Origin of the sequence: Labrys monachus (assembly GCF_030814655.1) — a bacterium.
Classification (GTDB): domain Bacteria; phylum Pseudomonadota; class Alphaproteobacteria; order Rhizobiales; family Labraceae; genus Labrys; species Labrys monacha.
Genome location: NZ_JAUSVK010000001.1, coordinates 6024603 through 6037652 on the forward strand (window position 1 = coordinate 6024603; position 13050 = coordinate 6037652).

Sequence of the window (13050 nt, forward strand, 5' to 3'; positions counted from 1 at the left end):
CCGAATTCTGTCCAGCGTCCAGCACAGCATCGTGCGACAAAAGGGCTGCGATACCGGCATGATGTTCCTGTCGCGCCGGACCGGCGGCATCCAAAATATCCGGACGGCATTGACCGTCGCGAACCGGCGCCAGTAATGTCGCACGGGGGATGCCATCGACCATGGATGAAGCAGGGCGCGAGAGCAAGCTGAAGGCCGATCGCACGCTCGGTGCCGTCCTGCTGCTGTTCGCCGCCGTCACGGCCGCCGTCCTGGCGCCGTCGGACGCCGATCTGATCCTGCCGCCTCCGCAAGCCGGTCCCGGTCCGCTCCTGCGCCCCTTCGGCCTGTGCTATTCCATCGGTCCGTTCCTGATCCTGGGACTGCATGCGGCCGTGCTGCGGCGGCGCGCCTTGCTGCGGTCGGCCGCGCCCGTCCTGCGCCTGGCGGCCCTCTGGATGCCGCTCGGCATTCTCGCGCTCATCCGCTGGCGCTTTACGCCCTATGTCGCCGCCCGGCCGGCGCCGCCCTTCGACGGCTCCCTGATCGAGGCCGTCCAGACCGCCGCCCTGGCGGTGGATCTCGCCTTCATCGCCCTGGCGCTGCTGCCGCGCCCTGCCCCGTCCGGCGGTCCGCGCCGTGCCGATCGGGCCGGCCGGGCCGCGCGCCTCCTGCTGGTGGCGGGCGTGGCGGCGGCGATATGGCTGATCGTCCTCCTCGCCTGGGAGCCGGCCCGCTCGATCATGGCCACGGCGAGCATGGACATCCCCGGAGGGGTGGCGCTGATCGCCGCCGTCATTCTCGCCGCCGGCCTGCTCGCCGGGACGCCGTCCCGGCAGCGCGCGCCATCTTCCCCTCTCATGAAGGAAAACCTGACCATGCGGGACCGTCTCGTTTTGCTGATCGCCTTTCTCGCGGGGGCGGTCGCGCCGGCCTATGGCCGGGCCCTCGATCTCTCCGGCGCGAGGCTCGTCGCCGGGGAGCCGAAAGAAGCCGTGCAGGCCCCGCTAAGGACGGACGGGAAGGAGACGCTTCCGCCCCGCGCGCCGGGCAAAGAAGCAGCGGCAGGCACGGTCCGCGGCATTGACCTGTCGAGCTGGCGCCTCCGGCGCGGCAATTTCGAGCATGCGAGCATGGCGGGCATCCGCATGGTCGGCACCGATCTCAGGAGCGCTTCCTTCGACTATGCCGACCTGTCCGGCGCGGACCTGACGCGGAGCAGCCTGGCCGATGCCTCGCTGCGTCATGCCGACCTGTCGGGGGCGACGCTGACGGGCGCCCATTTCGCCGGGGCTTCGCTTCAGGGCACGGTCCTTTCCGGCGCCGAAGGGCGGGCCGGCGCCATCGTGCTCGCGCAGCAGGACACACCGGCGGCCCCGCAGCCGGACAAGCCGTCCGCCCGCACCGACGCGAAGGACCGGCTCGACATGACGGGCGTCGACCTCACCGGCGCGAATCTCGACGGCGCGAATCTCAGCAACGCCATCCTGAAGGACGCTATCCTGAAGGGTGCGGACCTGCGCGGCGCGCTGTTCTGCGGCGCGGACCTGCGCAATGTCGACCTCACCGGCGCGAAGAATGTGGGATCGGCGATCTTCACCGGCGCGGACCTGGCCGGCGCCACCCTGCCGGCGGACATGCCGGGAGGCCATATCCGAAACGCCAACCTCTTCCGTGCCAGGATCGAGACCGCATCCGCGCATGACTGGACCGGGGTGATCGGATCCGGCATCCGCAACATCGATTCGCTGACGGGCCCGCCGCCGCACGACGCCGCGCTTGCCGTCGCCGTCAGCACCGTGACCGAACTGGACGGCGGCAAGCGCCCGGAGCCGTGCTCCGAGCCGCCGGCGGCGCCCGCCACGCCATGACAGGCGGGGACATCCGGCGGTGGCTCCACGACGTGCCGCTGCTGCATTTCGCAGGCGCGCTGGCGGCGCTCGCCTTCGCGCTCGCCAGCCCCCTGACAGCGCCGCGCGACCATCCCGGCGACGCGCTGTTCTCGCGGATGTATGTCGCCATCGCCGTCATCCTCGTCGCCGGGGGAGCGGCGGCAGCCCTGGCGACGCGGCGGGTCGCCCGTGCCGTGTTCTTCCCGGAAATCCGCCGCCTGGCGGAGGATGTCGGGTTTCGGGGCGCGCGGCCGCGGCCCTGGTCCTTCAACGCCGCCCAGCTCCTGATGGTGGCCGTGCTGCTGCTCCTCGCCGGCGAATTCACGCTTCTCAGCCAGCAGCAAGGCGCGGTCGGGCCGTGGAGCTGGCGCGGTCCGCTCGCGCTCGCCCTCAGCGAGGCGATCTATCTGGCGTGGAAATTCGAGGGTCTGGCGCTCAAGACCGAACTCGAATTGATCGCGCGGCGCTGGGACCGTCTCCTGAGGCTGGGCCCCCCGAGGCCGGCCCGGCGGCCGATAGGCGCGCGCGCCATGGCCGCCGCCGGCGCGTCGAAGCCGGTCATGGACGAGGCGTGGTCGGCGCATATACGCCGATTGCTGACGGCGCTGAGCGATCACGGCTTCGACATCGCCGAGCCGGCCCTCTCGCCCGACACCGAGCCGCCGGCGAACCGCGCGCCCGCGGCGAACGACATCCGCAAGGATTGATGTCGGTGCAGGACGGCGTTTGCGCACAACCCGCTTTACCCAGCGTAAGTCGGTCGTCGAGGCCCTGTCCGACAGGCGCCGGTGAAGCAGCGCTGTCGGTGAAGCAGCGCTTGGCGAAAAAGGCGCTGCAGTCTAGAACCGAACAAACTTCCGGCCATCAGGGAAGGAACGGATTGAAGCCATGATGTTCATGCAGATCGGACACTGTTCTCGGAGGGGGCCGGCGCGGCAGCCAAGTCGGACCGGCCCGCCACCTCAGGCGACGGAGAAGGGTCGTGGTTGAGCATCTTGCGCGGCTGGCCAGCGGCGTGAGCGGCCTCGACGCCATTCTGGGCGGGGGCTTCGTCGAGGGCGCCTCCTATATCATCGAGGGCCGGCCCGGGGCGGGCAAGACGATCCTCAGCAATCAGGTCGCCTTTGCCCAGATCGCAGCGGGAAGACGCGTTCTCTACATCACCCTGCTGGCCGAGACGCATGACCGTTTGTTCCAGTCGCTGTCGACCCTGACGTTCTTCGACCGGGAGAAGCTCGGCGACGGCATCAAATATGTCAGCGTCTTCCAGTCCCTGAGGGATGAGGGGCTCGACGGCGTCGTCACCCTGCTCCGCAAGGAAATCCAGCGGCAGGCGGCGACGCTCCTGGTCTTCGACGGCCTGCTCAACGCCAGGGAACGGGCCGAGACCGACCTCGACGTCAAAACCTTCGTCGCGGAGATCCAAAGCCAGGCCGCGTTCGTAGGATGCACGGTGCTGTTCCTCACCAGCACCCGCACCAAGGACAGCAGTGCCGAACATACGATGGTCGACGGCGTCATAGAACTTTGCGACGACATCGCCGGCGTGCGGTCCTTTCGGCGATTGCAGGTGCGCAAATCGCGCGGCAGCCGCTCATTGGGCGGCTATCACCAATATGAGATCGGCGAGGACGGCATCGTCGCGTTTCCGCGCCTCGAAGCCGTGCTCGCGCGCACGTCGGTCGAGGACGCGCCGGCCGCGCTCCGGATGACGAGCGGCGTCGACGGCCTGGACGAGGCGATGGGAGGCGGGCTTCCCGCCGGATCCATCACGCTCGTGATGGGTCCGCCCGGCAGCGGCAAGACCTCCCTCGGCATCAACTTCCTGAGCCAGGCGAGCGGCGAGGAGCCGGCGCTTCATTTCGGCTTCTACGAGCCTCCCTCGCGGCTGATGCTCAAGGCGGCATCGCTCGGCCTGGACATGAAGGACGCGGTCGCCTCCGAGGCGATCGAGCTCGTCTGGCATCCGCTCACCGAAAACATCCTCGACAAGCTGGCGCATCACCTGCTGGAGGCGGTGCGGCGACGGGGCGTCAAGCGCCTTTTCATCGACGGCCTCGGCGGTTTCGAGCGGGCGGCGATCCATCCGCTGCGGCTCGTGACATTTTTCGCCGCGTTGACGAACGAATTGCGCGCCCTGGGCGTTACGACCGTTGCGACATGGGAATTGCGGGACTTGTCGGGAGCGGGCATGGCCACCCCCATGCCGGATATCTCGAGCGTTCTCGACAATCTCCTCTTGCTCAATCACGTCGACACGGGTGCGGAGGTGAAGAGATTGATCTCGGTGCTCAAGGTCCGCGACAGCGCCCATAGTTCGCGCAATCATGATCTCGTCTTCACCGACAAGGGCCTCGCAGTCGTACCGGACGAAATCGGAGGAAAACTGCCTCACGTAGCGCACCCTCGCGGGGGCTGAGCGTCATGGATAAGAAATCCGGGGAGGCGGCTGGATGGCACTGATACTGGTCGCCGACGACGAATTCCTGCTCGCCGACATGCTGGCGAACTTTCTGCGGGACGAGGGTCATGAAGTGGTGACGGCGGCCCACGGCGTCATCGCGCTGCAGATGATCCGCGAGCGGCGGCCCGCGCTGGTGATAACCGACTTCATGATGCCCCTCATGACCGGACTGGAGCTGGCGCAGGCGGTCAAGGCGGACGCGGCGCTCGACGGCCTTCCGGTGATCCTGGTCAGCGGAGCTCAAGGCTCGACCGGCCGCGAGCACGGCGAACTCTTCGCCGAGGTGTTCGACAAACCCTACGACCTCCAGGCGATGCTGGCCGCGATCAACGGGCTGCTTTCCGCCGGTTGATGCTCCGCCGCACCACCCTTCCGAATGACGGCTCGCCCCGTCTCCCCTATGCACTGGATCGAAGATCCGCCAATGCCAGGATCGGCCCCGCGACGGAGCCGGACGCCCCGGCTGCGGCGGCCGAGTTGAGGACCGCGCCCCGACGATGATGGACCTGCAGACCTGGGCGAGAGCCGACAACCTGATCTGGGGCATCGTGGGCCTGTCGACGGCCGGCGTCATCATGCGCCCCTTCGAGTGGCCGGAGGCCGTCTGGGCGCTCGCCGGGGCGGCGCTGCTGCTGGCGCTCGGGCTGATTCCCGCCGACGTCGCCTGGACGGGCGTGCTCAAGGGCCTCGACGTCTACCTGTTCCTGACGGGCATGATGCTGCTGTCGGAACTTGCCCGGAAGGAAGGGCTGTTCGACTGGCTGGCGGCGCTGGCGGTCGCCCATGCCCGCGGCTCGCCCCAGCGCCTCTTCGCCCTGATCTACGCCATCGGCATCGTCGTCACCGTGTTCCTGTCGAACGACGCCACCGCCGTGGTGCTGACGCCGGCCGTCTTCGCCGCCACCAGGGCGGCCAAGGTCAAGGACCCCCTGCCCTTCCTGCTGATCTGCGCCTTCATCGCCAATGCCGCCAGCTTCGTGCTGCCGATCTCCAACCCGGCCAACCTCGTCGTGTTCGGCGGCGGCCACATGCCGCCGCTGCTCGACTGGTTGCGCCTGTTCACGCTTCCCTCGATCCTGGCGATCGGCGTCACCTTCGCCGCCCTGTGGCTGACCCAGCGCCGTTCGCTCGCCGCCGACGCGATCGCGGCGGACGTGCCGCGGCCCGCGCTGACGCCCGGGGCCAGGCTGGCCGGCGCCGGCATCGTCGCGACCGCGATCCTGCTCGCCGCCGCATCGGCCCTCGACCTCGACCTCGGCCTGCCGACGCTCGTCGCCGGCGTCGCTACGGCGGTGCTGGTGGTCTGCGTCAACCGGGACAATCCGGCCGAGATCCTGCGCGGCATTTCCTGGGGCGTGCTGCCGCTCGTCGCCGGGCTGTTCATCCTGGTGGAGGCGATGGCGCAGACGGGCGTGATCGGGTTGCTCGCCTCGGCGCTGCAACAGGCTGCCGCGAACGCTCCGCGCGAGGCCGGTGTGCTCGCCGGCACGATGACGGCGTTCGGCACCAACCTCGTCAACAACCTGCCCGCCGGGCTCATCGCCGGCAGCGCCATCCAGGCGGGGCCCCTGCCCGGCCATGTCGCGGCCTCGATCCTGGTGGGCATCGATCTCGGCCCCAATTTGTCGGTGACCGGATCCCTCGCCACCATCCTCTGGCTGGCGGCGCTGCGCCGGGACGGGCAGAGGGTCGGCGCGTGGCTGTTCCTGCGCCTCGGCATCGTGGTGATGACGCCGGCGCTCGCGGCGGCCCTCGCCGTGCTGGCCTGGCTCGGATAGGCTCGGGACAGCCGGGCGTCCTATTCCGGCATGGGGTACACGCCCGGGAGCACCCGCTGATAGTGCCGGCGCAGATAGGCGTAGCATTCGCAGGCCTCGCCCTCCAGCCGGCGCCGGTCGCGGATGGTGACCAGGGCCCGGCCGGTCGCGATGATGCCCTTCTTCTCGAGATCGCCGATGATGCGCGAGGCGTAGCTGCGCTGCACCCCGAGCATTTCGGCGATGAACTGCTGGGTGAGGCGCAAGTCCCGCCCGCCGATGCGGTCCTGGGTGGAGAGCAGCCAGCGGGCCAGCCTTGCGTCGAGGTCGTGCACCGCATTGCAGGCGACGGACTGCAGCACCTGCGCCAGCAGGCAGTCCGCATAGCGGGCGAAATGGTCGCGCAGGGTCGGCGAGCGCTGCTTGGCCGCTTCGAGGGCCTCGATCGGCACCCGCAGCGCCGTGCCGGCGACCTGCACGGCGCCCCGCGCGAAGGCCGGCTTGTTGCCGTCGCTGACGATGCCGCCGACGGCTCCCTCCTGCCCGATCATCGCGGCTTCCGCCGTCGCGCCCTCGCGCAGGTCGAGCAGGAGCGAGGCGATGGAGCCGGGACCGGGAAAATAGACGTGCAGGACATCCTGCCCGGGTTCGAACAGGATCTCGCCGGCTTCGAGCCCATAGGCTTCGGCATGGTGGGCGAGCAGACCGCGGTCATGGGCGGAAAGGGCGTCGAGGAGGCGGTTGCGGACGGGATGCTGCACGCGCTTCATGCACGCCGACTCCTGTGGATGGCGCGCCCCGACAAGGAGGGCCGCAGCGACCGGGGCCTTTTCGCGAAGATGTCAAAACAATGCGTCAGAAAAATGCGATTCGACGGGAGTGTGATTTCCCTCAGGGTTCGGCCCTCGGGTAGAGGCCCGGCAGCACGCGTTCGAAATGCCTGCGCACCCGTCCATAGCACTCGCAGCTGATTTCTTCGAGCACCGACCGCGCCTCGATGCACATGGCCCCGCGCCGCCGCGAGATCGCGCCCCGCTCCTCCAGCAACCTCGCGATGCGCGTCATATAGGTGCGGGCGACGCCGAACATCTCGGCCAACGATTCCTGGGTGAGCGGCAGTACCGGCTCCTGCAGCCGGTCATGCGTCATCAGGAGCCAGCGCGCGCAGCGCGCCTCGAGCGGGTGCAGGGCGGCGCAGCCCACCGACTGCAGCACCTGCGCCGTCAGGCAGTCGGCATAGCGCGAGAAGATGTCGTGCACGCGCGGCGTCGCGCGCTTGGCGTCCTCCAGCCTGGCGATCGGCACCCGTGCCACCGGCCCGGCTATGCGCACCGCGGCGCGGGCGAAGGCCGGCTTCAGCCCGAGGCTGACGACGCCGCCGACCGCCCCCTCCCGCCCGATCGTCGCCGCCTCCACCATCCGTCCGTCGCGCATCGGCAGAACGAAGGCGATCACCGTCGGCCCGAGAGGGAAACAGGCATGCGTCACCTCGTCACCGGGCTCGAACAGGCTTTCGCCCCGGCGGGTGTCGGCATATTCGACGGCCGGCGACAGGGCCTCCATCGCCGGCGCAGGCAGGGAATTCAGGATCTGGTTGCCGAGGCGCTGTCGTCCGGGCGTGCCGGTCCCCTCCGCCCCTGAGCGCTTCCCCTTGGCCAACACAGCATCCCGCTCGAAAAAAGTCGCGGAACCGCGTAGCACCGGCGGGAACCATCGGTCTGTCTACTAGTTGACATAGGGAGTTGGTCGTACGGTCGAGGAGTGTTCCATGAACCTGCAGCGCGGTACTGCGGGCGTGCTGTTGGTGGAAGATGAACTTCTGATCGCGTGCCTGATGGAAGACATGCTCCGCGAACTCGGCTTCCGGAACATCCATATCGCATCGAGCCTGATGCAGGCGGTGGAGCTGCTGGTCTCCCGCGTCGTCGACCTCGGCATCCTCGATGTCAATGTCGGCAAGGATCTCGTCTTCCCGCTCGCCTGCGAACTGAAAACCCGGAAAGTGCCGATCGTCTTCGCCACAGGGCGCGCGCCCTCCGACCTCCCGCCGGAATGGACGACCTGCCCGGTTCTCCCCAAACCGGTGGACATGGCCGTGCTGACGCGCACGATCGGCGCGTTCGGGTTCTGATCGCCCGCCGCCCGCTCTCCGGAGGCAGGCGAGATGCATGGCGGGCCAAGCATTTTGCTTTCGCGCCGAGGGGCGCCGCCGGACTCCGGCGGCGCCCCTCGGCTTTCTGCGGGCGTCAGGCCACGTCGAAACGGTCGAGGTTCATGACCTTGTTCCAGGCCGCCACGAAGTCCTGCACGAACTTCCTGTGCGAGTCGCCGGATCCGTAGACTTCCGCAAGGGCGCGGAGCTGGGAGTTCGAGCCGAAGACCAGATCGACGCGGGTGCCGGTCCATTTCAGCTCGCCCGTCGCGCGATCGCGGCCCTCGAACACGTCTTCGGCTTCCGAGACCGCCTGCCAGACCGTGCCCATGTCGAGCAGGTTCACGAAGAAGTCGGTGGTGAGCATTCCCGGCCGCTTGGTGAAGACCCCATGCTGGAAATGTCCGACATTGGTGTCCAGGACGCGCAGGCCGCCAACCAGCACCGTCATTTCCGGAGCGGTCAGCGTCAGGAGTTGTGCCCGGTCGAGCAGAAGCCCTTCCGCCGCGATGGTGAAGTCGGTCTTGAGGTAGTTGCGGAACCCGTCGGCGACCGGTTCGAGCACGGCGAAGGATTCGACGTCGGTCTGCTCCTGCGTCGCATCGGTGCGGCCCGGCGTGAAGGGAACCTCGACGGGATGGCCGGCATTCTTGGCCGCCTGCTCGACCGCGGCGCAGCCGCCGAGGACGATGAGATCGGCCAGCGATACCTTCTTGCCGCCGGTCTGCGCGGCGTCGAAGGCCGCCCGGATCTCGTCGAGCGTGCCGAGCACCGTCGCCAGCTTGGCGGGCTGGTTGACGTCCCAGTCCTTCTGAGGCGCGAGGCGGATGCGTGCGCCGTTCGCTCCGCCGCGCTTGTCGGAACCGCGGAAGGTCGAGGCCGAGGCCCAGGCGGTCGAGACCAGTTCGGAGATCGAAAGCCCGGAGGCCAGGATCTTGGCCTTGAGGTCGGCGATGTCCTGCGCGTCGATCAGCACGTGGTCGACGGCGGGAACGGGATCCTGCCACAGCAGTTCCTCGGCGGGGACCAGCGGACCGAGATAGCGCGAGCGGGGGCCCATGTCGCGGTGCGTCAGCTTGAACCATGCCCGGGCGAACGCATCGGCGAACTGGTCGGGGTTCTCGAAGAAGCGCCTCGAGATCTTCTCATAGGCCGGGTCGAAGCGCAGAGCGAGGTCGGTGGTCAGCATCGACGGGGCATGGCGCTTCGACGGGTCGTGCGCGTCCGGCACCGTGCCGGCACCGGCATCGTGCTTCGGCTTCCATTGCTGCGCGCCGGCGGGGCTCTTCGTCAGCTCCCACTCATAGCCGAACAGGTTCCAGAAGAAATTGTTGCTCCACCGCGTCGGCGTGCTGGTCCAGACCACTTCGAGGCCGCTGCCGATCGCGTCGGCGCCCTTGCCGGTGCCGAAGGCGTTCTTCCAGCCGAGGCCCTGTTCCGCGAGGCCGGCCCCTTCGGGTTCCGGACCGACGAGCGCTGCGTCGCCCGCACCATGGGTCTTGCCGAAGGTGTGGCCGCCGGCGATGAGCGCGACGGTCTCCTCATCGTCCATCGCCATGCGGGCAAAGGTCTCGCGGATGTCGCGGGCCGCGGCGAGGGGGTCGGGGTTGCCGTTCGGCCCTTCCGGGTTCACATAGATGAGGCCCATCTGCACGGCGGCGAGGGGGTTCTGCAGGTCCCGCTCGCCGGTATAGCGCTTGTCGCCGAGCCAGGTATCCTCGGCACCCCAATAGATGTCTTCCTCAGGCTCCCAGACATCCGCCCGGCCGCCGCCGAAGCCGAAGGTCTTGAAACCCATCGACTCGAGGGCGCAGTTGCCGGTCAGGATCATCAGGTCGGCCCATGAGATCTTGTTGCCGTATTTCTGCTTGATCGGCCACAGCAGGCGGCGCGCCTTGTCGAGGTTGACGTTGTCGGGCCAGCTGTTGAGCGGCGCGAAGCGCTGCGTGCCCGAGGAGGCGCCGCCGCGGCCGTCACCGGTGCGGTAGGTTCCCGCGCTGTGCCAGGCCATCCGGATGAACAGCGGGCCGTAATGGCCGAAATCGGCCGGCCACCAGTCCTGCGAGTCCGACATCAGCGCGAAGAGGTCCTTCTTCAGGGCCTCGATATCGAGCTTCTTGAACTCCTCGGCGTAATCGAACCCCTCGCCCATCGGATCGGAGAGGGAAGAACGCTGGTGCAGGATCTTGAGGTTCAGCTGGTTCGGCCACCAGTCCCGGTTCGACCGTCCGCCGAAGGTGGGAACGGGGCGAGCCCCATGCGCCACCGGGCATTTGCCGGCGTTCCCGGCATCATTTCCATCCATGATTTCCTCCGATCGTGGTTGCGTCGACTGAACTTGTCCGCGGACAAGCACTGCCAGTCCTTGGAAAGACGATTCCTCGTCACGGCCAGCACGATCATCGGGTGTCCGAGACATCGAATGTCCCGCCTGCCACGCTCGGCTGGAATATGAACGCACTGAAACGGCATTACTCGGGCTGCACGGGCATTGTCCATCGCCTGGACAGCACGCCCCGGCGGGCCGTCGGGGCCCTGGCGCGAGGTTGCTGTCACATTTGACGGACCCTGTTTCCGCGGCGCTGGTTTACCAAAGTCCCCTCATTAGTTTAAGTTGGGTTTTCTGATTGCGGCAATAAGGCGCGGTTATGATCAACCTGACACTCCGGCAGCTTCGCTATTTCGAGGCGCTGGCACGGCACGGCCATTTCGGACGGGCAGCGGATGCCTGCGCCATCACGCAGCCCGCGCTGTCGGTGCAGATCAAGGAATTGGAGGAATCGCTGGGCACCGCGCTGTTCGAGCGCGGCGCCCGCCAGGTCCAGCTCACCAATTTCGGCAAGGAATTCGCGCTGCGCACCCGCGATATCCTGCGTTCGGTCGAAGCGCTGGGAGACCTCGCGCAGGCCTCGCGGGACCGCTTGGTGGGGCCGCTGCGCATCGGCATCATCCCGACCGTAGCTCCCTATCTGCTGCCGACCATCATCGGCAATCTCACGCGCCTGCATGACGGCCTCGACATCCACGTGCGCGAGACGCTGACGCCCAAGCTGATCCAGGAACTGGCGGACGGCCGGCTTGATACGGCCATCGTCGCCCTGCCGGTATCCGAGCTCTCGTTTACCGAGGTGGCGCTGTTCACCGAGGAGTTCGTGCTGGTCCGGCCGGGCGAGGACGAGGGCAAGCCGGTGCCCGACCGCGACACGCTGCGCGAGATGCGGCTGCTCCTGCTGGAAGAAGGCCACTGCTTCCGCGACCAGGCCCTGGCGTTCTGCAACATGCATTCCATGCTGACGCGGGAATTGCTGGACGGCAGCTCGCTGTCCACCCTGGTGCAGATGGTGGGGGCCGGCATCGGCGTCACCCTGATTCCGGAAATGGCCGTGGCGATGGAGACACGCTCGGCATCGGTGTCCATCGCCCGCTTCAAGAGCCCGCGGCCCTCGCGGACGATCGGCATGATCTGGCGCAAGACGAGTCCGCTGGTCGCCCAGCTCATGCAGATCTCCGAGGTCGTCCGCGACTCCGCCGACATGCTGCGGGAGAGGCACAAGGCGATGTCGCCGCCATCCGCCGCGCGAGCCTGACGGCCCCGCACCGTCGAGGCCCGCGAGGGGAGGGACGAGGGTCGCCGCGCCCACGACGCTGCGCGCCCGCCTCGTCCGCGTCGAGGAAGCCGAGGAGGGGCTGCCGCCTTCTCCGGCGTCCCGCCATTGGCCGGAAACGTCTCCGCTTGCCGGCGCCATGCAGGGTACGGCGACCGCGCGGGAAGTCCCCTTCACGTGGCCGAGGGCTCGTGGATCACGATACGGTCGCGCCCCGCCATCTTGGCACGGAAAAGCGCCTGGTCGGCGATATGGAGAAGTTCGCCGGGCGTATAGCCGACCGCCGGCAGCGTGCTCGCAATGCCGATGCTGATCGTGACGCGCCCCGATCCGTGCGGAATGTTGAGATCGCGAACACCCGCCACCATGCGCTCCGCCACATGGGATGCACCGGGATCGGACACGTTGAGAAGGACGGCGACGAATTCCTCGCCGCCGAATCGAGCCGCCAGATCCGTCCGGCGGCCGAGGCTGTTCTGGATCACCTGCGCGATGCGCTTGAGCGCCTCGTCCCCGGCAAGGTGTCCATAAGTATCATTGTACTTCTTGAAATTGTCGACGTCGATCATCAGGATGGCGATGGGGATCTGCTTGCGCAGCGACCGCTGCCATTCCAGGCTGAGATATTCGTCGAAATAGCGCCTGTTGCCCAGCGAGGTCAGCCCGTCGATCCGTGTCAGGCGCTCAAGCTCGAGATTGGCCTTTATCAACTGGCGCTGACTCTCGCGCAAGGCGCGATAGGCCTCGTTGCGCTGCACGTGATCGAGATAGGCACGCGTGTGATAGCGAATCCGCGCGATGAGCTCGATCTGGTCCGGCAGCTTGACGAGATAGTCGTTCGCGCCGGCGTTGAACGCCTCGCCCTTGATGGCCGGCTCGTCCTTGGTGGAGAGCACGATGACCGGGACGGCCTGCGTGGAGGGATTCTGGCGATATTGCCGGACGAGGTCGAGCCCGTCCATGCCGGGCATGACGAGATCCTGCAGGATCACGGTCGGCTTCACCTCGGCGGCGACCCGCACCGCTTCGAGCGGATTGGTGCAGTAGTGGAAGTCGAGCTCGGGCTGGCCCGCCAGCGCGCGCCGCACCGCCTCGCAGATCATCACCTGGTCGTCGACGAGCAGGACCATCGACAGGTAGTTTTCGGCCGGAGCCGGAACAATCCCGAAAGCGAGATCGAAATCGTCTGACATGGGGGTAT

11 protein-coding genes are annotated in these 13050 nt (G+C 67.9%); 7 read left to right on the top strand and 4 right to left on the bottom strand.

The window, feature by feature from the left end:
- Window positions 1–161: 161 nt before the first annotated feature.
- From J3R73_RS27485 to J3R73_RS27505, 5 genes are all read left to right on the top strand, one after another.
- A complete protein-coding gene (locus J3R73_RS27485; RefSeq protein WP_307434857.1) occupies window positions 162–1850 on the top strand; it encodes a pentapeptide repeat-containing protein in 1689 nt (562 codons plus the stop codon).
- Window positions 1847–2578, top strand: a complete 732-nt coding sequence (locus tag J3R73_RS27490) for a hypothetical protein (RefSeq protein WP_307434859.1) — start codon at window positions 1847–1849, stop codon at window positions 2576–2578. The genes J3R73_RS27485 and J3R73_RS27490 overlap by 4 nt, the downstream gene beginning before the upstream one ends.
- Before the next feature lie 275 nt (window positions 2579–2853).
- A complete protein-coding gene (locus J3R73_RS27495; RefSeq protein WP_307434861.1) occupies window positions 2854–4290 on the top strand; it encodes a DUF7125 family protein in 1437 nt (478 codons plus the stop codon).
- Window positions 4291–4324: 34 nt separating this feature from the next.
- Window positions 4325–4687 carry a response regulator gene (locus J3R73_RS27500; protein WP_307434863.1) on the top strand — a complete coding sequence of 121 codons (363 nt, stop codon included), beginning with the start codon at window positions 4325–4327 and terminating at the stop codon, window positions 4685–4687.
- 145 nt (window positions 4688–4832) lie between these two features.
- Window positions 4833–6113, top strand: a complete 1281-nt coding sequence (locus tag J3R73_RS27505) for an arsenic transporter (RefSeq protein ID WP_307434865.1) — start codon at window positions 4833–4835, stop codon at window positions 6111–6113.
- A 20-nt stretch (window positions 6114–6133) separates the two neighbouring features.
- On the opposite strand, the gene J3R73_RS27510 is transcribed toward J3R73_RS27505, so the two are convergent.
- Window positions 6134–6862, bottom strand: coding sequence for a Crp/Fnr family transcriptional regulator (locus J3R73_RS27510; protein ID WP_307434867.1), 729 nt, complete (start codon window positions 6860–6862; stop codon window positions 6134–6136).
- A 121-nt stretch (window positions 6863–6983) separates the two neighbouring features.
- A complete protein-coding gene (locus J3R73_RS27515) occupies window positions 6984–7751 on the bottom strand; it encodes a Crp/Fnr family transcriptional regulator (RefSeq protein ID WP_307434870.1) in 768 nt (255 codons plus the stop codon).
- A 109-nt stretch (window positions 7752–7860) separates the two neighbouring features.
- Between J3R73_RS27515 and J3R73_RS27520 the strand changes: the two genes are divergently transcribed.
- A complete protein-coding gene (locus tag J3R73_RS27520; RefSeq protein WP_307434873.1) occupies window positions 7861–8223 on the top strand; it encodes a response regulator in 363 nt (120 codons plus the stop codon).
- Window positions 8224–8338: 115 nt separating this feature from the next.
- On the opposite strand, the gene katG is transcribed toward J3R73_RS27520, so the two are convergent.
- Entirely contained in the window at window positions 8339–10549 is a 2211-nt protein-coding gene (katG, locus tag J3R73_RS27525; protein ID WP_307434876.1) for a catalase/peroxidase HPI, read from the bottom strand.
- A 343-nt stretch (window positions 10550–10892) separates the two neighbouring features.
- Between katG and J3R73_RS27530 the strand changes: the two genes are divergently transcribed.
- Window positions 10893–11831, top strand: a complete 939-nt coding sequence (locus J3R73_RS27530; RefSeq protein ID WP_307434879.1) for a LysR substrate-binding domain-containing protein — start codon at window positions 10893–10895, stop codon at window positions 11829–11831.
- 191 nt (window positions 11832–12022) lie between these two features.
- Here the strand turns inward: J3R73_RS27530 and J3R73_RS27535 are convergent, their stop codons facing one another.
- Complete coding sequence (locus J3R73_RS27535) at window positions 12023–13042, bottom strand: response regulator (protein ID WP_307434882.1); 1020 nt, start codon at window positions 13040–13042, stop codon at window positions 12023–12025.
- Window positions 13043–13050 lie beyond the last annotated feature (8 nt).

Excerpts from the sequence above, each read along its gene's own strand:
- J3R73_RS27485 (WP_307434857.1), top strand. The coding sequence starts at position 162 with ATGGATGAAGCAGGGCGCGAGAGCAAGCTGAAGGCCGATCGCACGCTC.
- J3R73_RS27490 (WP_307434859.1), top strand. The coding sequence starts at position 1,847 with ATGACAGGCGGGGACATCCGGCGGTGGCTCCACGACGTGCCGCTGCTG.
- J3R73_RS27500 (WP_307434863.1), top strand. The coding sequence starts at position 4,325 with ATGGCACTGATACTGGTCGCCGACGACGAATTCCTGCTCGCCGACATG.
- J3R73_RS27505 (WP_307434865.1), top strand. The coding sequence starts at position 4,833 with ATGATGGACCTGCAGACCTGGGCGAGAGCCGACAACCTGATCTGGGGC.
- J3R73_RS27510 (WP_307434867.1), bottom strand. The coding sequence starts at position 6,862 with ATGAAGCGCGTGCAGCATCCCGTCCGCAACCGCCTCCTCGACGCCCTT.
- J3R73_RS27520 (WP_307434873.1), top strand. The coding sequence starts at position 7,861 with ATGAACCTGCAGCGCGGTACTGCGGGCGTGCTGTTGGTGGAAGATGAA.
- katG (WP_307434876.1), bottom strand. The coding sequence starts at position 10,549 with ATGGATGGAAATGATGCCGGGAACGCCGGCAAATGCCCGGTGGCGCAT.
- J3R73_RS27530 (WP_307434879.1), top strand. The coding sequence starts at position 10,893 with ATGATCAACCTGACACTCCGGCAGCTTCGCTATTTCGAGGCGCTGGCA.
- J3R73_RS27535 (WP_307434882.1), bottom strand. The coding sequence starts at position 13,042 with ATGTCAGACGATTTCGATCTCGCTTTCGGGATTGTTCCGGCTCCGGCC.